Genomic DNA, 16,902 nt, shown 5'->3' on the forward strand with positions numbered 1-16,902 from the left:
CCAGTGGTAAAAAAATACATAGACCCGTCCGCCACATTTTTGGGCAGGCGCCTGCAAACTAATCCATCACCAGCGCGACGCGTCCGGTCGCCCTGCGCTCGATCAAAAGCCGCATCGCCGATGCGTAGTTGTCGAAGGGCACGCGGTGCGACACGTTCGGCCGCAGTCTGCCCTGCTCGGCGAAGGCCAGCAGCGCCGCCATGCGTCGCTCTCCGAGTTCAGGGTCCCTGCGCACGGCCTCGCCGGCGCGCACGCCGAGCACGCTGGCGCCCTTCATCAGGATCAAATTGGTGCGTGCGAGCCCGATGCCGCCGGTGAAGCCGATCACCAGCAGCCGCGCGCCCCAGGCGATGCAGCGGACGCTGTGCTCGAACACCTCGCCGCCCACCGGGTCGAACACGACGTCGACGCCCCGCCCATCCGTGATGCGCTTGACGGCGTCGCGGAACGGCTCGCGCGCATACAGCACGAGATGATCGGCGCCACGCGCGCGTGCCACCGCGAGTTTCTCCTCCGAGGACGCTGCTGCAATGACCGTCGCGCCCAAGAGCTTGCCGATCTCGACGGCGGCGAGGCCGACGCCGCCACCGGCGCCGTGCACCAGCAGAGTCTCGCCGGGCTTGAGCTGGCCGCGATCGACCAGCGCGTGATGGGCGGTGCCATGGCCGACGAGATAGGTCGCGCCTTCCGCGTAGTCGAAGGTCGACGGCAGCGGCGTGAGCTGGCTCCCTGCCACCAACGCCTCCTCGGCGTAAGCGCCGAAGCGCATCCGAACGATGACCTTGTCGCCGACGGCATGGCCGGTCACGGCCGCGCCGGTGGCGATGACGTCGCCGGCCGCCTCCACGCCGGGCGTGAACGGCAGCTCCGGCTTGAGCTGATACTCACCCGCCGCCATCAGGATGTCCGGGAAATTGATGCCGGCCGCGCGGATCTTCACCCGCACCTCGCCGTCAGCCAATACACGAGACGGCAGGCTTTCGAGCCTCAGCTTCTCCGGCGGGCCGAGCTCGCGGCAAACGATCGCCCGCGGCATCAGCTGGCGCGCCCCTTCGCCCTTGCCAGCGCTTCGCGGATCAGCGGCAGCCGGTCGTTGCCGAAATACATGTCGGTGGCATTGACGAAGATGGTCGGCGAGCCGAAGCCGCCGCGCTTGACGACCTCCTCGGTGTTGATGCGCAGCTGGTCCTTGATGCCCTGCTGCGGGATCCCATCGAAGAACGCCTTCGGGTCGATGCCGACACGCCGGCACACCTCCGTCAGCACCGCATCCTGCGAGATGTCCTGGTCCTCCCCCCAATAGATCTCGAACACGGTCCGCGCGAACGGCACCATGTCCTGCCCCAGCCAGATGCAGCCGCGCATCGCCTTGACGCTGTTCACCGGAAACACCGTCGGCGGCATCTTGATCCTGAGCCCGGCCGAGCGCGCCCAGTCGCCGAGGTCCTTCAGCATGTAGGCCGCTTTGGCCGGCACCGGCTTCTCGCGTTGCGCATAGACGCTGGGATTGACGGTGTTGAAGATACCGCCGACCAGGATCGGCCGCCAGACGATGTCGACGCCGAACTCGCGCGCGAGCGGCTGGATATTGTGGAAGGCGAGATAGGTCCAGGGGCTGGAGCAGTCGAAGAAGAATTCGATCATGTGTGTTTCCTCAAGGTCTTGATGCGTTCGTCATCGAGAGCGCCACGGAGTCATTGAGACCATTAGTGTCGCCCCTGGATTGCTTCGCTGCGCTCGCAATGACGGCGGAGGCAGTTGGCGCACATCACTCTCTCCGTCATTGCGAGAAGCGTAGCGACGAAGCAATCCAGGGGCTGCAACATACGGTCTGGATGGCTTATCCCCGCTTATCCCCATGCTCCTCGCGATGCCGCGGAGCTCGCTCACGATCTCCCCATCATCTCCTTCGCGCGCGCGCCGAACATCACATGACGCGACTGCTCGTTGAACGGCTCCTTGACGAACTTGCCGATCGCAAGCCCCGCCTGCAGCTTCGGCCGGGCGCGCAACGCCGCGTACCAGCGCTTGATGTGGGGAGTGTCGTCGAGCGAAAACCCCTGCGCCTTGTGCGTCATCATCCACGGAAAGCAGGCGATGTCGGCGATGGTGTAGTCGTCGCCGGCGACGTAGGCGCCGGTCTTGCCGAGCTGCACCTCGAGCACGTGGAACAACCGTGCGACCTCGTCGCGGTAGCGCTGGATCGCATAGGGAATCTTTTCGGCGGCATAGAGCGCAAAATGGCCGTGCTGGCCCATCATCGGCCCGAGCCCCGCCATCTGCCACATCACCCATTGGATCACGCGCGAGCGCGCCCGCGTCTCCTGCGGCAGGAAACGGCCGGTCTTGTCGGCGAGATAGATCAGGATGGCGCCGGTCTCGAACACCGGGAACGGCGCGCCGCCATCGGCCGGCGCATGATCGACGATCGCCGGAATCCGGTTGTTGGGGCTGATCGCCAGGAACTCCGGCTTGAACTGGTCGCCGGCCCGGATGTCGACGGGAATGACGTTATAGGGCAGCCCGAGTTCCTCGAGCATGATCGAGATCTTCCAGCCGTTCGGCGTCGGCGCGTAATGGAGATCGATCATGCTTTCCCCGATTCCTTCCCCGGACCATTATGCCGCGCCGCGGAACACGCGAGGCGGCTTCGTTCTTCTGTACCTGAAGGGTAAGCCATGGCAGACAGGCGCTCAAGCCTGACCGCCCCCCTATGCTGGAGAGTTCGACCATGCTGTTTCCATCGACCATCGCAGGCTCGCTGCCGAAGCCGGAATGGCTGGCCGAGCCGAACGTGCTGTGGGCCCCGTGGAAGTCGAAGGGCGATGAGCTTGCGCGCGCCAAGCGCGACGCGACCATTCTCGCGCTGAAGCTGCAGGAGGATTCCGGCATCGACATCCTCACCGAGGGCGAGCAGTCGCGGCAGCATTTCGTGCACGGCTTCCTCGAGCGGGTCGAGGGCATCGACTTCGCGCACAAGGTCGAGATGGGCATCCGCAAGGACCGCTACAAGGCGATGGTGCCGCAGGTGGTGGCGCCGCTGTCGCTGAAGGGCCGCGTCCATGGTGACGAGGCGCGGATCGCGCGCACGCACACCACGCGCGCCGTGAAGTTCACCCTGCCGGGGCCGATGACGATCATCGACACCATCGCCGACAACTACTATGGCGACCGCGTCAAGATGGCGTTCGCCTTCGCGGAGCTGCTGAACCAGGAGGCCAAGGCGCTGCACGACGACGGCATCGACATGATCCAGTTCGACGAGCCCGCCTTCAACGTCTACATGGACGAGGTGCGCGATTGGGGCATCAAGGCGCTGGAGCGCGCCGCCGAGGGGCTGACCTGCCCGACGGCCGTGCACATCTGCTACGGCTACGGCATCAAGGCCAACACCGACTGGAAGGAGACGCTCGGCGGCGAGTGGCGGCAGTATGAGGAGACGTTCCCGGTCATTGACGCCAGCACCATCCAGCAGGTCGCGGTCGAATGCCGCAACTCGAAGGTGCCGATCGAGCTGCTCGGCCTGCTCAAGAACAAGATCGTGCAGGCCGGCGTCATCGACGTCGCCAGCGACGCGATCGAGACCGCCGAGGACGTCTGCAAGACCATCGAGGACGTCATGAAGGTGGTGCCGAAGGAGAACATCATCGCCACGACCAATTGCGGCATGGCGCCGATGCGGCGCGAGATCGCGGAGGCCAAGCTGATGGCGCTCGGCACCGGCGCAAAGCTGGCACGGCAGCGGTTCGCGTAGTTCGTAGCCCGCCTGAGCGCAGCGACATGCGGGTTCAACGCAGCACCGCACGAGACCTCGGATATCGCTTCGCTCATCCGGGCTACGAGGCTTGTGCGCTCGGATGCAGCACGGGCCGAAAGCCGGCCTCCAACGTGCGCAATGTGGACGGCGGCGTCAGCAGCCGCGGCGCCGTGAGATCGTCGCGCGCAGCACCGTAGCCGGTAAAGCACCAGGGCAGCGCCCTGCCCTGCACGACCAAGAAGCATTCTTCGTCGACCTGAACCATCGCGCCGTCGGGCAGCTCGCTCCACGGCATCGGCAGTGGGTGCAACCGCTTCCTGCCGCGCTCCAGCCGCTCGCGGTGCAGGACCTTGTCGATCTCCGCAGCCCGAACCCCGCTGACGCCATTGCCCTCTTCCCACGCGCCGCGAAACCGGTTGGCGTCGTCGCGACGGCAGTAGAAGCAGGGGCGATGGCCGGCGGCGAAGGCCGTGGCCTCGTCGAGGAAGAACAGCTCGGTCCAGCTGCGCCGTGCCATCACCTCCCGGCGGCGGCCGCGGAAGTTGCACAGGCAGACCAGCCAGGCGGAGCTCGACCAGCGCTTCCGCAGCAGCGTCTTCGTCGCGGGATCATGGATGATGCCGCGATTGCCGGTGAACAGGCCGCGATGCGGCGTGGCGACGATGTCGCCTGTAGGCGTCACGCGGTTCTGCAGAGGCATCCGTCTCCTCCGCCTTCGGCTCCGGAGCAGGCGAATAGCGAGTGGCGAATAGCGAATAGGGCAACCACCAGCCCCTATTCCCTATTCGCTACTCCCTATCCGCCATTCGCGCCCTCCTCACGCCGCCCCGTCGCGCAGCGGCGGCGCGAAGGACAGCGCGGTGTCCCAGGGGAAGAATATCCAGGTGTCCTGCGACACCTCGGTGATGAAGGTGTCGACCAGCGGCCGGCCCTTCGGCTTGGCGTAGACGGTGGCGAAATGCGCGTCGGGGAGAATCTCGCGGACCATGCGTCCGGTCTTGCCGGTGTCGACGAGGTCATCGACGATCAGGAGCCCTTTGCCGGTGCCGCCACCGAGTTGCGCGGTGTCGTTTGAAATCCCCTTGAGGACCTGAAGCTCGCCCTGCTTGGTGTGGTCATAGCTCGCGATGCAGATCGTATCGATGACCCGCACGCCTAGCTCGCGCGCCACGATCGCCGCCGGCACCAGTCCGCCGCGGGTGATGGCCACCACGGCATGAAACGGCCCGATCTCGTTCAGCCGCCAGGTCAGCGCTCGGCAATCGCGATGAAACTGGTCCCAGGACACCGGGAAGGCCCGGCCCGCGCGCTCCTCTGCACTCAAAGTCTTGTCTGGCATCTCATCTCGTCCGTGAGTTCTCGAAAGCTGCCCCTGCTTTAGCGCGTCACGTTGAGCCCGGCGAGCATCTCCTTCACCGCAGCCATCGCGGCCGACAGCTTGTCCTGGTCGCGCGAGCGCACCACCAGATGCGTATTCGGCTTCTGGTCCTCGTCGATGAAGGGATAGCTGCCGATGATGGTGTCCGGGTGCGCCTTGGCGATCTCGCGCAAGGGACCGCCGATGTCGCCCTCGCGCGCATTGGCGCGCACCGTCTCGGACAGCATCCGCACGCCCGATTTCAGCTTCGGCGCCACGATGTCCATCATCGCCTGCATGATCGAGGGCACGCCGGCCATGACGATGACGTTGCCGAGCTTGAAGCCCGGCGCCAGGATGGTCGCGCTCTGGATCAGCTCGGCGCCATCGGGGATGCGCGCCATGCGCAGCCGCGCCTCGTTGAGCTCCTGCTCGCTCCAGCGCTCTCGGAAGCGCGCCACCACCTCGGGGTGATGGTCGATGCCGACGCCGAACGCCTTCGCGATCGCATCCGCGGTGATATCGTCATGGGTCGGACCGATGCCGCCGGTGGTGAACACATAGGTGTAGCGATGCCGCAGCGCGTCGAGCGCCGCGATGATGTCCGGCTCGTCGTCCGAGACCACCCGGACTTCCTTGAGGTCGATGCCGAGATTGGTGAGGTATTCGGCGATGAAGCCGATGTTCTTGTCCTTGGTCCGGCCGGACAGGATCTCGTCGCCGATGACCAGCAACCCCGCGGTGACGATCTCGCTCATGGTTTCTCCTCGCATCTGCCGTCTCTTTTGGCCCGCCACGGCGCCAATGTCATCCGGAACGTCGCAGTCTATGCCGCGGATTTGAGCACGACGCAGCCGGTTTTTCGGGCATGGCTTCAGCACCCCCCACGAAATGCCGCAGGAGAATGCATATCGCGCTGGCCCGGCCCTTGCTACCGTCATGCAGAGTCATGCAGTGTATGGCGAGGCTGGGACACACGGGCATCTATGGCAGTTGCGTTCGACGAAATGAACGAGCCGGGCGGCGAGGTCCGTCAGGCTTATCAGGAGCTGTCGCGGTGGCTGAAGGAAACGCCGCCGGAGGCGCTGGAGTATCGCCGCCACGAGGCGGAGCTGCTGTTCCGGCGAATCGGCATCACCTTCGCGGTCTATGGCGAGGCGGAGGCGCAGGAGCGGCTGATCCCGTTCGACGTCATTCCGCGCATCCTGTCGGGCAAGGAATGGGCGCTGCTGGAAAAGGGGCTGAAGCAGCGCGTCAAGGCGCTGAACATGTTCCTGCGCGACATCTATCACGGCCGGGACATCCTGCGCGCCAACGTCGTGCCGGATGACCTGATCTTTCAGAATCCCGTGTTCCGCCCGGAGATGAACGGGCAGGACGTGCCGCACGACGTCTACGTCCACATTGCCGGCATCGACATCGTCCGCGTCGACGCCAACGACTTCATCGTGCTCGAGGACAACGCGCGCACGCCGTCCGGCGTGTCCTACATGCTGGAAAACCGCGAGATCATGATGCGGCTGTTTCCAGACCTGTTCGCGCGCCACCGCGTCGCGCCGGTCGAGCGCTATCCGGACGAGTTGCTGTCGGCGCTGCGCTCGGTCGCGCCGCTCAGCGCCTCGGCCGAGCCGACGGTGGCGCTGATGACGCCCGGCATCTACAACTCCGCCTACTACGAGCACTCCTTTCTCGCCGACAAGCTCGGCATCGAGCTGGTCGAGGGCCGCGACCTCATCGTCAAGAACGATGAGGTGTTCATGCGCACCACCGAGGGGCTGAAGCGGGTCGACGTGATCTACCGCCGCGTCGACGACGACTTCCTCGACCCCCTCACCTTCCGCCCCGACTCGGCGCTCGGCGTGCCCGGCCTGATGTCGGCCTACGTCGCCGGCAACGTCACGCTCGCCAACGCGGTCGGCACCGGCATCGCCGACGACAAGGCGATCTACTCCTACATGCCGGACGTCGTGAAGTTCTATCTGGGCGAGGAGCCGATCCTGAAGAACGTGCAGACCTGGCGCTGCCGCGAGCCGCAGGATCTGTCCTACGTGCTCGACCATCTCGGCGAGCTCGTGGTCAAGGAGGTGCACGGCTCGGGTGGCTACGGCATGCTGATCGGCCCGGCCGCCACCAAGGCGACCATCGAGGCGTTCCGCGACAAGCTCAAGCGCGAGCCCGAGGGCTTCATTGCCCAGCCGACCTTGGCGCTGTCGACCTGCCCGACCTGCGTCACGTCAGGGCTGGCGCCGCGCCATGTCGACCTGCGCCCGTTCGTGCTCACCGGACGCGACCGCACCACCATCGTGCCGGGCGGCCTCACCCGCGTGGCACTGAAGGAAGGCTCGCTGGTGGTCAATTCCAGCCAGGGCGGCGGCACCAAGGACACATGGGTGCTGGATGAGTAAGCCTCGCCTCACAAACCTTCGATCCATACTTGCCTTTCCCGCCACCGAGGCGGGATCACTCCGCAGCTTGTAGATTGCCCATGCTGTCGCGCACCGCCGAAAACCTGTACTGGCTGGCCCGCTACGTCGAGCGCGCCGAGTATCTCGCCCGCACCATCGACGCCACCTTGCGCGTCACCGCCCTTCCCGCGGCCTATATCGGCAAGACCAACGAGTGGGAGTCGGCGCTGATGACCGCCGGCGTCAATGTCAGCTTCTACGAGCACTACTCCGAGGCCAACGAGCAGAACGTCGTCGAATATCTCTCGTTCAATCCGTCGAACCCGTCCTCGATCAAGAACTGCATCGAGGCCGCCCGTCTCAATGCCCGCTCGGTGCGCACGGCGCTGACCTCGGAGATGTGGGACACGCTCAACGGTTCCTGGATCGAGCTGCAGGAAGTCTGGAGCAAGGGGACCAAGACCCGCGAGGATCTCGCGCGCTTCCTGCGCTTCGTGCAGGAGACCTCGCTGCGCTTCGACGGCTCGGCCTACCGGACGATGTTGCGCAACGACGCCTACTGGTTCTCGCGGCTCGGCCTGCATCTGGAGCGCGCTGACAACACCGCGCGTATTCTCGACGTCAAATATCACGTGCTGCTGCCCGAGGACGAGCATGTCGGCGGCCCGCTGGACTATTATCAATGGACCTCGATCCTGCGTTCGGTGTCGGCGCTCACGGCCTATCACTGGGTCTATCGCGAGACGCTGAAGCCCTGGCTGATCGCGGACCTCCTGATCCTCAACGACACGCTGCCGCGCTCGCTGGCGAGCTGCTACGGCAACCTCGTCCGCAATCTCGACCAGATCGGCGTCGCCTATGGCCGTCAGGGGGCGGCGCAGCGCCATGCCCGTGGCGTCCGCAACCGGCTCGACCACTCCAACATGGACGACATCTTCCAGCGCGGCGTGCACGAGTTCATCCAGGAGTTCATCGCCGACAATTCGCGACTTGGAGAGATCATCACCAAGCAGTATCTGATCTGAGCGCCCGGAGCGCAGCGGAAACAGCGATGGGCGGCCGTCGGACTGTGTCTGCGAGACCACGTCCGGCGCCGGGCGCCCTCCCCTTCGCCCGAGGGGTCCTCCTTCCCCCTTTCAGGGAGAGGTGAAACGAGCTACCGCGGACAGCACATCTGACGAAGACTGGTCGACCGCCATGCGCCTGCGTATCTCCCATTCCACCACCTACCGCTACGAGCCAGCGGCGACCGGCGCCATCCAGATCATCCGCATGACGCCCGGCAGCAATGACGGCCAATATGTGGCGGAGTGGCAGATCGACGTGTCGACCGATGCCCGCCTCGACATGCATGAAGACGCATTCGGCAACGTCACCCATGTGATCACCCATGGCGCACTCGAGGACCTCACGATCACGGCCGAAGGCCTGGTCGAGACGCACGACACCGGCGGCGTGTTGAAGGGAGCGGACGAGCGCTTCCCGCCCAGCTTCTTCCTCCGGCAGACACCCCTCACGGCTGCCAATGCCGCCATGGCCGCCGTCGTGCGCGATCTGCGCGCGGAATCGGACAGCGACGTGCTCGGTCTTCTGCACACCCTGATGGTGCAGGTCTACGAGCACATGACCTTCGACGAGGATCCGACCCACAGCGGCACCTCGGCGGCGGAAGCCTTCGTGCTGAAGCGCGGCGTCTGCCAGGACTATGCGCATATCTTCATCGCCTGCGCGCGCGCCGCCGGCATCCCCGCGCGTTTCGTGTCCGGCCACTTCCTGCGCTCTGATGGTGCAGTGCACCAAGAAGCCGGCCATGCCTGGGCGGAAGCCTATGTGCCGAATCTCGGCTGGGTCGGTTTCGACGCCGCCAACTGCATCTGCACCACCGACGCCCATGTCCGGGTCGCCATCGGGCTCGATTATCTCGGCGCCGCCCCGGTGCGCGGCACCCGCTATGGCGGCGGGACCGAGACGCTCACCGTGAAGGTGAAGGTCGAGCAGGTCGGCCGCGGCGGTCCGTCGCAATCGCAGTCGCAGCGCCAGTCCTGAATTCCGGAACCGCCGGTCTTCCCGTGGCCCGCATGAGCGGCTTGTCCGCCGAAGCCCGCAAGGGCGAAGGCGGAAGCGACATGCGGGTTCACCGAGACAGCGCGTGAGATCCCGGATGTCGCTCCGCTCATCCGGGCTACGGAAGTGCGGGGTTGGACGAAGGGGCGATTTTCGCTAGTAATTCGCGCAATGGCTCGAGGGGACTGAGATGACCTATTGCTGCGGAATTCTGGTGCGTGACGGCCTCGTCATGATCGCGGACACCCGAACCAACGCCGGTCTCGACAACGTCTCGACCTTCCGCAAGCTGCACATCTTCTCCAATCCGGGCGAGCGCATCGTGGCGGTCGCCAGCGCCGGCAATCTCGCCGTCAGCCAGTCCGTGCTCTCGACCTTGACCGAAGGGATGGAGGACCCCGAGACCGGCGAGGTCGAGACCCTGATGAACGCGCCGACGATGTTTCAGGCCGCACAGCGCATCGGCAAGGCGATCCGCATGGTGCACGCCACCGAAGGCCCGGCGCTGAAGGCCGAAGACATCTCGTTCGACGTCTCCTTCCTGTTCGGCGGCCAGATCAAGGGCTCGCGGATGCGGCTGTTCATGGTCTACACCGCCGGCAACTTCATCGAATGCACCACCGACACGCCCTATCTGCAGATCGGCGAGCACAAATACGGCAAGCCGGTGCTGGACCGCGCCATGCATTACGACGTCGAGCTCTACGAGGCGCTGAAGACGGGCCTGATCTCGATGGACTCGACGATGCGCTCCAATCTCGGCGTCGGCCTTCCGATCGACGTGCTGGTGGTGCGCGCGGAGGCCTGCGAGGCCGACCTCAACCACCGCATCGAGGCCGGCGAGCCCTATTTCCACGATCTCCGCTCGCGCTGGTCGGCGGCCCTGCGCGCGGCGCACAACAACATTCCAAGGCCGCCCTACAAGACTCAGAGCGAGTCGAAACACTGAAACTGCAGAACACTGCAAGACACGTGAACTGAAGGTGAGGAAACATGGCTGAAGCGGCAAAGAAGATCGCCCTGGTGACGGGCGCAGGCACGGGGGTCGGCCGCGCCGCATCGCTGGCGCTGATGAAGGGCGGCTTCACCGTGGTGCTGGTCGGCCGCCGCAAGGAGATGCTGGAGGAGACCGCGAAGCTCGGCGAGCCGGGCATGAGCCTGCCCGTCCCCGCCGACATGACCGATCCCGCCTCGATCGCGGCACTGTTCGACACCGTGAAGTCGACCTACGGCCGACTCGACGTGCTGTTCAACAACGCCGGCATGGGTGCGCCGCCGGTGCCGTTCGAGGACCTCACTTTGCAGCAGTGGCAGTCGGTGGTGGCGACCAACCTCACCGCGCCGTTCCTGTGCACGCAGCACGCCTTCCGCATCATGAAGGATCAGTCGCCGCGTGGCGGCCGCATCATCAACAACGGCTCGATCTCGGCGCATGCACCGCGGCCGTTCTCCTCGCCCTACACCTCGACCAAGCACGCGATCACGGGTCTGACGAAAGCGTCGAATCTCGACGGCCGCGCCTATGACATCGCGGTCGGCCAGATCGACATCGGCAACGCCGAGACGCCGATGACCGAGCGCATGGTCGGCGGCGTACTGCAGCCCGACGGCCGCATGATGCCGGAGCCGCGCATGGACGTGAAGGCCGTCGGCGACGCCGTCGCCTACATGGCCTCGCTGCCGCTCGACGCCAACGTCCTGTTCATCACGGTGATGGCGACCAAGATGCCGTTCGTGGGACGGGGCTAGCCACCGTTTGTAGGGTGGGCAAAGGCGCTGACGCGCTGTCTCGGCAAACGAGATAGCAATGGCGCCGTGCCCACCGTCTGGCCGCTCATGATGCCCACCCTACGGCAGGGTGCCTCCACGACTCCTACTCCAACCGCTCCACCTTCCGCAGCTCGGGAAACAGCTTCATCCACAGAAGCGCGACCGCGATGGTGCCGACGCCGCCGAGGATAGCGGCGGGCATGGCGCCGAGCAGCGCGGCGGTGATGCCGCTCTCGAACTGGCCGAGCTGGTTGGAGGCGTTGATGAACAGGAAGTTCACCGCGCCGACGCGGCCGCGCATCTCGTTGGGCGTCGCGAGCTGCACCAACGAGAAGCGGATCACGACGCTGATGGTGTCGGCGGCACCGAGAATGGCGAGCGCAGCGACCGAGATCCACATCACATGCGAGACGGCGAACACGACCGTCGCCGCGCCGAACACGATCACCGCCTGGAACATGCGCAGGCCGACGCGCCGCCGGATGGTGTAGCGCGCCAGCACCGCCGTCATCGCCAGCGCGCCGACCGCGGGCGCGGCGCGCAGCACGCCGAGCCCGAACGGCCCGGCCTGAAGGACGTCGCGCGCATAGATCGGCAGCAAGGCCGTGACGCCGCCGAGCAGCACCGCGAACAGATCGAGCGAGATGGTGCCGAGAATCGCAGGATGGGCGCGGATGAAGCGGACGCCAGCGAACAGGTCGGCCTTGCTGCCGTCGATCCGCTCGACCGGAACGTCCTCCGGTACCTGCATCAGGCCGGTCAGCCCCATGCCGGCAATCCAGAACAGCATCATGATGCCATAGGGTAGACCCGGCGCGACCGCGTAGGCGAAGCCGCCGATGGCGGGACCGGCGATGGTCGCGAGTTGCGCGGCCCCGCTCGACAGCGCGCTCGCCCGCTGCAGCGTGCCTGCCGGGGCGATCAGCGGCAGCAGCGCCGCGGTCGCGGGGCTCTCGAACGCCCCGGCAATGCCGAGCACGAAGATCGCAGCAAACAGTTCGAATTCGCCGAGCTGACCGGCGTAGGCGCCCCAGCACAGATAGAGCGCCGTCAGCGCCTCGACGAGCTGACAGAGCTGCACGACGCGCTTGCGCTGGAATCGGTCGGCGGCGCTGCCGGCGACGAACACCAGCAGTGCCGTCGGCAGGAACTGGATCAGCCCGACCATGCCGAGATCGAAGGCGCGCCCGGTGAGATCGTAGATCTGCCAACCGATCGCCACTGCGGCGATCTGGCTCGCAAAGCGCGACAGGCTGCGGGACGACAGGAAGAACAGGAACGCGCTTTGCTTCAAGAGATCGCGCGCGCCGATCGGGACGGTGGACGACATGATGGCGCCTGCGTGACGCAGCCCCCACTCCTTGTCAATCGCGGGCCCCGCATGGCCGCACGGCATTGCGCGCGGCTGTTCCCTGCGCTCATAATGAAACGGGGTTCGGGGGATCTGATGCTGCAGCTGCAATCGGGGTTCGGGATCGTCGCGCTGCTCGCGATCGCATGGGCGCTCGGCGAGAACCGGCGCGCGGTGTCGCTGAAGCAGGCCGCGCTTGGCCTCGTGGTCACGATCCTGACCGCGCTCGTCCTGCTCAAGGTCCCCGCGGTTGCCCGCGCCTTCGGCGCCATCAACGAGGTCGTCGGCGCCATCTCGTCGGCCTCGCGGGCCGGCACCTCCTTCGTCTTCGGCTATGTCGGCGGCGGCGCCCTGCCCTTCGACCTCAAGGCGCCCGGCGCCGATTTCGTGCTCGCCTTCCAGGCGTTGCCGATCGTGCTGGTCATGAGCGTGCTGACCACGCTGCTGTTCTACTGGCGGGTGCTGCCGCCCTTGGTGCGCGGCATGGCCTGGCTCTTGGAGCGCACGCTCGGCGTCGGCGGCGCCGTCGGCCTGTCGACCGCCGCGAATGTCTTCCTCGGCATGGTGGAAGCGCCGCTGTTCATCCGGCCGTATCTGGCGCAGATGACACGCAGCGAATTGTTTCTCGTCATGACCGGCGGCATGGCCGGAATCGCCGGCACCGTGCTGGTGCTCTACGCCACGCTGCTTGCGCCGCTGATCCCCGATGCCGCCGCGCATTTCGTCATCGCCTCGGTGCTCGGCGCGCCGGCGTCGATCCTGATCAGCCTGATCATGGTGCCGGAGACGTCGAAGCAGCTCACCGGCGGCGCGCTCGGCGAGGAGACGCAGGCCACCTCGACGATGGACGCGATCGTCAAGGGCACCAGCGCCGGGCTCGAGCTGCTGATGAACATCGTCGCGCTGCTGCTGGTGCTGGTCGCGCTGGTGCATCTTGCCAACGCGATCCTCTCGCTGTTGCCCGCCATCGGCGGCGCCGACATCTCGCTGCAGCGGCTGCTCGGCCTCGTCATGGCGCCGGTGTGCTGGCTGATGGGCCTGCCGTGGTCGGAGGCCGTCACGGCCGGCAGCCTGATGGGCACCAAGACGGTGCTCAACGAGCTGATCGCCTATGTCGAGCTGGCGAAGCTCGATGCGACGGCGCTCGATCCGCGCGCGCGGCTGATCATGCTCTATGCGATGTGCGGCTTCGCCAACTTCGCCAGCCTCGGCATCATGATCGGTGGACTCGGTACGATGGCTCCGACACGACGCGACGAGATCAACGCGCTCGGCCTCAAATCAATCGTCTCCGGCACCCTCACCACCTGCCTGATGGGTGCGATCGTCGGGCTGCTGACGTGAGCTGAGCTCGGTCGTCATCGGCAGCAGTTGCGGCACGATCCTCGCCATCACGAGCTGGGAGCCCTCCGCCGTGAGATGCGCATGATCGAACGACAGCGGGACGTCGCCGACCGTGAGCGGACAGCGGCCGTTCTCGCAGACCGCCGACAGGATCGAGATGTAGGACAGGCCTTCGCTCGTCGACAGCGCCGCCTGCATCGCCTGATCCAGCGCAAAGATATCGGACCGGACGAACGCAACGGGATCCGGCGACATGCCGCGCAAGGTGGCGCGCGCCAGCATCGAGGGCAGCCGCGCCCGGAATTGCACGGAGGGACCGAGCAGCACCACCGCAATGCCGGCCTCGCTGAGACGCGCCAGCGTCAGCCTGAGATCGCGCACCATACCGGCAAAGCGCGGCGGGCGGGCGTTCTCGAGCCAGTCCGCCGACATCACCACGAGATCGGGCCGCGCCGTCACGAAATAGTCGCGCATCTGGCTTGCCAGGGCGCGGCAGGCCGCGATCCCCTGCGTCTCCGCGCTGAAGGTCGGCATGCAGGTCGGCTGGCTCGCCTGCATGACGTTGACGGCCTGCGGATCGATGCTCGCGGCGAGGCCGTGATAGTAGTGGGCCGCAAAGCTGTCGCCCCACAGCAGCACATTGATCTTGCCGCTCACCGGACGGAGACAATCCCCGGGCACGCGCCCGTCCGGCGTCGTGAAGCAGGTGCCGTAGCGATAGACCGGCTTCATGTCGTAGGCGTTGTAGGCGTCCAGCCGCTGCGCCGCGCGGTCGGCGTCCGACACGGCGCTAGCGCGTAGCAGGCCGACGCCGCTGCCGGCCAGCAGCAGCAGGCTCGCCAGCGCCGCAAGACCGAAGGTCGCGCGCGGGGTCGCGGCGAGCTGGCGATTGCGGAACGGCTGCTCGATGAAGCGCCAGGACAGCGTGGCGACCGCGACCGTGAGGGCAAACAACGCCACCCGCTCCCAGCCGTCGAGCGCCAGGCCGGGCTTGGCGAAGCGCGCGAAGGCGAACAGCGGCCAGTGCCACAGATACAGCGAATATGAGATGCGGCCGACGAACGCCGCTACGCCGAGCGGTGACAACGGGCTACGCGGCACATTGGCAACGCCGACGCCGCTCCACAGGAACAGCGCCGCGCCAAGGCATGGCGCGAGCGCGTCGACGCCGGGAAAGCCCGGTCCGGGGCGCAACGCCAGAATCGGCACCGCCATCAGCAGCAGCGACAGCGCGCGGGCGCCGCGCTGGGCGAGACCCGGCCGCGGTGCGGGAAGTCCGGAAATCGCGACCAGGCCGCCGAGCAGGAATTCCCAGGCGCGCGGCGGGCTGAGGAAGAACGCACTCGCGGACGCGCCGCCTCGCATCAGCAGCAGACCGAGCGCGAACGAGCCGGCAGCCAGCAGCGCCAGCGTGACCGGCAGCGCCAGCCGTCGCCCGCGCGCTATCAGCAACACGGCCCAGACCACGACGGGGAGTACCAGATAGAACTGCTCCTCGACGGCGAGCGACCAGGTGTGCAGCAGCGGCTTCTCGACCGCGACGTGGTCGAAATAGCCGGACTGCTGCCAGAAGAAGATGTTCGAGGTGAAGGTGACGACGGCGGTCGCGGAACGGAAGAACTCGGCGCGCTCGGAGCCCAGCATGTCCTGCGACGCCGGGATCGCCGCGAACGCCACCATGGCGTAGAGCGCCGGCAGCAGCCGCCGCACCCGCCGCTCGTAGAATTGCGCGAACGAAAAGCGGCCCGCCGCCATCTCCGCGGCAATGATGCCGGTGATCAGGTAGCCGGAGATGACGAAGAAGATGTCGACGCCGACGAAGCCGCCGAAGATCGCCGGCGCCTCGAAATGGAATGCGACGACGGAGAGCACCGCGATGGCGCGCAGCCAGTCGATGTCCTCGCGATGGGCGGCACCTGAAGCCGAACCGGCGCCCGCGTTGGCGATGCGAGGCTGCATCGATGCGCGCGTGCGAGGCGCGCGCGGGATCGTGGGAGCGAACTGGACGACGAAGCGCGGCAACGGGACGGGTACGCCTTTACGCAAGCCCGCGGCGAACACCTCTTACGGATTCGTCGCCGGCCCATCCGTCCCAGTGACGCGAGACCGGATGTCAACACACACGCGCGATGAGACCGCCGTCCATCGCACGCGAATGTTTCCATCCATTTCTGTCGGCTTTACGTCGACAGTTCGACGGTTTTGAAGTCGGCCGGCAGGATCACTTCCAGCAGCTCGACGTCGTCGGAATAGTCGAGGATCATGTGCCGGATCTTCGGCGGCTGGGTCCAGCAACTGCCCTCCTGCATCAGCGTCTCGCCGACGCCTTCGAGGTAGCTCTTCACCCAGCCCTTGAGCACATAGACCATCTGGAAGTCGACCGCATGGGTGTGCAGCTTGGAGACTTCCTGCGGATTGCACGGCGGCAGCATGCGGATGACATGCGCGCGCGCCAAACCGTGCGTCGCGTCGGCGATGCCGAGGTCGCGGTAAACAGCATAGGCGCGCAGGCCGTCGGCCTTGAAGTCCTCCTCGCGGTGATGGCTGATGGCGACCTTCTGTTTGCGCCGGCGCGGCGCCGGCGCTGGTCGCCCCTTGCTCGCGAGCGCCTTGCGCGCCGAGGGTTTCGCCACCCTTCCCGGCTTGGCAGGCGCCGCGAAGGCGGTCTTCGCCGTCGGCTTTGTCTTTGCGGTTTTTCGCGGCGCGGCTTTCGCGGCGGCGCGTGATGCTGATTTGGCGGTGCGGCTCTTCTTGGCCATGGCGCTCTCCCTGCGTGTCCTCGCACGCGAGGATAGCACAACCTGCCGCTTTGCGGGTCGACCGATCGACGACCTCAACAGGGCCGAGGCAGCGC

General features: G+C 66.5%; 16 protein-coding genes. 7 read left to right on the forward strand and 9 right to left on the reverse strand.

Annotated features, from left to right (window positions below; translation table 11 throughout):
- Window positions 1–58: 58 nt before the first annotated feature.
- The 3 genes from QX132_RS23070 to QX132_RS23080 form a co-directional block, all read right to left on the reverse strand.
- Window positions 59–1,036, reverse strand: a complete 978-nt coding sequence (locus tag QX132_RS23070) for an NADPH:quinone oxidoreductase family protein (protein ID WP_316162980.1) — start codon at window positions 1,034–1,036, stop codon at window positions 59–61.
- Window positions 1,036–1,644 (reverse strand): 2-hydroxychromene-2-carboxylate isomerase, encoded by a 609-nt coding sequence (locus QX132_RS23075; RefSeq protein WP_315811555.1) that lies wholly within the window; start codon window positions 1,642–1,644, stop codon window positions 1,036–1,038. The genes QX132_RS23070 and QX132_RS23075 overlap by 1 nt, the downstream gene beginning before the upstream one ends.
- 242 nt (window positions 1,645–1,886) lie before the next feature.
- Window positions 1,887–2,591, reverse strand: coding sequence for a glutathione binding-like protein (locus tag QX132_RS23080; RefSeq protein WP_315811556.1), 705 nt, complete (start codon window positions 2,589–2,591; stop codon window positions 1,887–1,889).
- Between the two features lie 140 nt (window positions 2,592–2,731).
- Here QX132_RS23080 and QX132_RS23085 point away from each other — a divergent pair, with 140 nt between their 5' ends.
- Window positions 2,732–3,754 carry a methionine synthase gene (locus QX132_RS23085; RefSeq protein ID WP_315737459.1) on the forward strand — a complete coding sequence of 341 codons (1,023 nt, stop codon included), beginning with the start codon at window positions 2,732–2,734 and terminating at the stop codon, window positions 3,752–3,754.
- 82 nt (window positions 3,755–3,836) lie between these two features.
- On the opposite strand, the gene QX132_RS23090 is transcribed toward QX132_RS23085, so the two are convergent.
- The 3 genes from QX132_RS23090 to QX132_RS23100 all read right to left on the reverse strand — a co-directional run bounded on the left by QX132_RS23090 (window position 3,837) and on the right by QX132_RS23100 (window position 5,872).
- Complete coding sequence (locus tag QX132_RS23090) at window positions 3,837–4,457, reverse strand: hypothetical protein (protein ID WP_315811557.1); 621 nt, start codon at window positions 4,455–4,457, stop codon at window positions 3,837–3,839.
- A 117-nt stretch (window positions 4,458–4,574) separates the two neighbouring features.
- Window positions 4,575–5,096, reverse strand: coding sequence for a xanthine phosphoribosyltransferase (gene gpt, locus QX132_RS23095; protein ID WP_315771080.1), 522 nt, complete (start codon window positions 5,094–5,096; stop codon window positions 4,575–4,577).
- A gap of 38 nt (window positions 5,097–5,134) precedes the next feature.
- Complete coding sequence (locus QX132_RS23100; RefSeq protein WP_315759531.1) at window positions 5,135–5,872, reverse strand: competence/damage-inducible protein A; 738 nt, start codon at window positions 5,870–5,872, stop codon at window positions 5,135–5,137.
- Window positions 5,873–6,100: 228 nt separating this feature from the next.
- Between QX132_RS23100 and QX132_RS23105 the strand changes: the two genes are divergently transcribed.
- The 5 genes from QX132_RS23105 (at window position 6,101) to QX132_RS23125 (ending at window position 11,332) form a co-directional block, all read left to right on the forward strand.
- Window positions 6,101–7,519 carry a circularly permuted type 2 ATP-grasp protein gene (locus tag QX132_RS23105; RefSeq protein WP_315759532.1) on the forward strand — a complete coding sequence of 473 codons (1,419 nt, stop codon included), beginning with the start codon at window positions 6,101–6,103 and terminating at the stop codon, window positions 7,517–7,519.
- Between the two features lie 80 nt (window positions 7,520–7,599).
- On the forward strand, window positions 7,600–8,544 hold the full coding sequence (locus tag QX132_RS23110; RefSeq protein ID WP_315737453.1) for an alpha-E domain-containing protein: 945 nt from the start codon (window positions 7,600–7,602) through the stop codon (window positions 8,542–8,544).
- Window positions 8,545–8,716: 172 nt separating this feature from the next.
- The gene (locus QX132_RS23115) at window positions 8,717–9,565 is read left to right on the forward strand and encodes a transglutaminase family protein (protein ID WP_315737452.1); all 849 of its coding nucleotides are present in this window, start codon (window positions 8,717–8,719) and stop codon (window positions 9,563–9,565) included.
- Between the two features lie 208 nt (window positions 9,566–9,773).
- Window positions 9,774–10,532, forward strand: coding sequence for a peptidase (locus QX132_RS23120; RefSeq protein WP_284419127.1), 759 nt, complete (start codon window positions 9,774–9,776; stop codon window positions 10,530–10,532).
- A gap of 44 nt (window positions 10,533–10,576) precedes the next feature.
- The gene (locus QX132_RS23125; protein ID WP_315737451.1) at window positions 10,577–11,332 is read left to right on the forward strand and encodes an SDR family oxidoreductase; all 756 of its coding nucleotides are present in this window, start codon (window positions 10,577–10,579) and stop codon (window positions 11,330–11,332) included.
- Between the two features lie 124 nt (window positions 11,333–11,456).
- On the opposite strand, the gene QX132_RS23130 is transcribed toward QX132_RS23125, so the two are convergent.
- Window positions 11,457–12,683, reverse strand: a complete 1,227-nt coding sequence (locus QX132_RS23130; protein ID WP_315811560.1) for an MFS transporter — start codon at window positions 12,681–12,683, stop codon at window positions 11,457–11,459.
- Window positions 12,684–12,800: 117 nt separating this feature from the next.
- On the opposite strand from QX132_RS23130, the gene QX132_RS23135 reads away from it, so the two are divergent.
- Entirely contained in the window at window positions 12,801–14,048 is a 1,248-nt protein-coding gene (locus QX132_RS23135; protein WP_315759266.1) for a NupC/NupG family nucleoside CNT transporter, read from the forward strand.
- Here QX132_RS23135 and QX132_RS23140 read toward each other — a convergent pair.
- Together QX132_RS23140 and QX132_RS23145 are read right to left on the reverse strand one after the other, a co-directional pair.
- Window positions 13,986–16,007 (reverse strand): acyltransferase family protein, encoded by a 2,022-nt coding sequence (locus QX132_RS23140; RefSeq protein ID WP_316162981.1) that lies wholly within the window; start codon window positions 16,005–16,007, stop codon window positions 13,986–13,988. The two genes, QX132_RS23135 and QX132_RS23140, sit on opposite strands and share 63 nt — an antisense overlap.
- A 221-nt stretch (window positions 16,008–16,228) precedes the next feature.
- Window positions 16,229–16,807 carry a cupin domain-containing protein gene (locus QX132_RS23145; RefSeq protein WP_315737447.1) on the reverse strand — a complete coding sequence of 193 codons (579 nt, stop codon included), beginning with the start codon at window positions 16,805–16,807 and terminating at the stop codon, window positions 16,229–16,231.
- Between the last annotated feature and the right edge of the window lie 95 nt (window positions 16,808–16,902).

This window comes from Bradyrhizobium sp. SZCCHNRI20481 (assembly GCF_032485055.1).
In the GTDB taxonomy this organism is placed as follows: domain Bacteria; phylum Pseudomonadota; class Alphaproteobacteria; order Rhizobiales; family Xanthobacteraceae; genus Bradyrhizobium.

Excerpts from the sequence above, each read along its gene's own strand:
- QX132_RS23070 (WP_316162980.1), bottom strand. The coding sequence starts at position 1,036 with ATGCCGCGGGCGATCGTTTGCCGCGAGCTCGGCCCGCCGGAGAAGCTG.
- QX132_RS23075 (WP_315811555.1), bottom strand. The coding sequence starts at position 1,644 with ATGATCGAATTCTTCTTCGACTGCTCCAGCCCCTGGACCTATCTCGCC.
- QX132_RS23080 (WP_315811556.1), bottom strand. The coding sequence starts at position 2,591 with ATGATCGATCTCCATTACGCGCCGACGCCGAACGGCTGGAAGATCTCG.
- QX132_RS23085 (WP_315737459.1), top strand. The coding sequence starts at position 2,732 with ATGCTGTTTCCATCGACCATCGCAGGCTCGCTGCCGAAGCCGGAATGG.
- QX132_RS23090 (WP_315811557.1), bottom strand. The coding sequence starts at position 4,457 with ATGCCTCTGCAGAACCGCGTGACGCCTACAGGCGACATCGTCGCCACG.
- gpt (WP_315771080.1), bottom strand. The coding sequence starts at position 5,096 with ATGCCAGACAAGACTTTGAGTGCAGAGGAGCGCGCGGGCCGGGCCTTC.
- QX132_RS23100 (WP_315759531.1), bottom strand. The coding sequence starts at position 5,872 with ATGAGCGAGATCGTCACCGCGGGGTTGCTGGTCATCGGCGACGAGATC.
- QX132_RS23105 (WP_315759532.1), top strand. The coding sequence starts at position 6,101 with ATGGCAGTTGCGTTCGACGAAATGAACGAGCCGGGCGGCGAGGTCCGT.
- QX132_RS23110 (WP_315737453.1), top strand. The coding sequence starts at position 7,600 with ATGCTGTCGCGCACCGCCGAAAACCTGTACTGGCTGGCCCGCTACGTC.
- QX132_RS23115 (WP_315737452.1), top strand. The coding sequence starts at position 8,717 with ATGCGCCTGCGTATCTCCCATTCCACCACCTACCGCTACGAGCCAGCG.
- QX132_RS23120 (WP_284419127.1), top strand. The coding sequence starts at position 9,774 with ATGACCTATTGCTGCGGAATTCTGGTGCGTGACGGCCTCGTCATGATC.
- QX132_RS23125 (WP_315737451.1), top strand. The coding sequence starts at position 10,577 with ATGGCTGAAGCGGCAAAGAAGATCGCCCTGGTGACGGGCGCAGGCACG.
- QX132_RS23130 (WP_315811560.1), bottom strand. The coding sequence starts at position 12,683 with ATGTCGTCCACCGTCCCGATCGGCGCGCGCGATCTCTTGAAGCAAAGC.
- QX132_RS23135 (WP_315759266.1), top strand. The coding sequence starts at position 12,801 with ATGCTGCAGCTGCAATCGGGGTTCGGGATCGTCGCGCTGCTCGCGATC.
- QX132_RS23140 (WP_316162981.1), bottom strand. The coding sequence starts at position 16,007 with ATGCAGCCTCGCATCGCCAACGCGGGCGCCGGTTCGGCTTCAGGTGCC.
- QX132_RS23145 (WP_315737447.1), bottom strand. The coding sequence starts at position 16,807 with ATGGCCAAGAAGAGCCGCACCGCCAAATCAGCATCACGCGCCGCCGCG.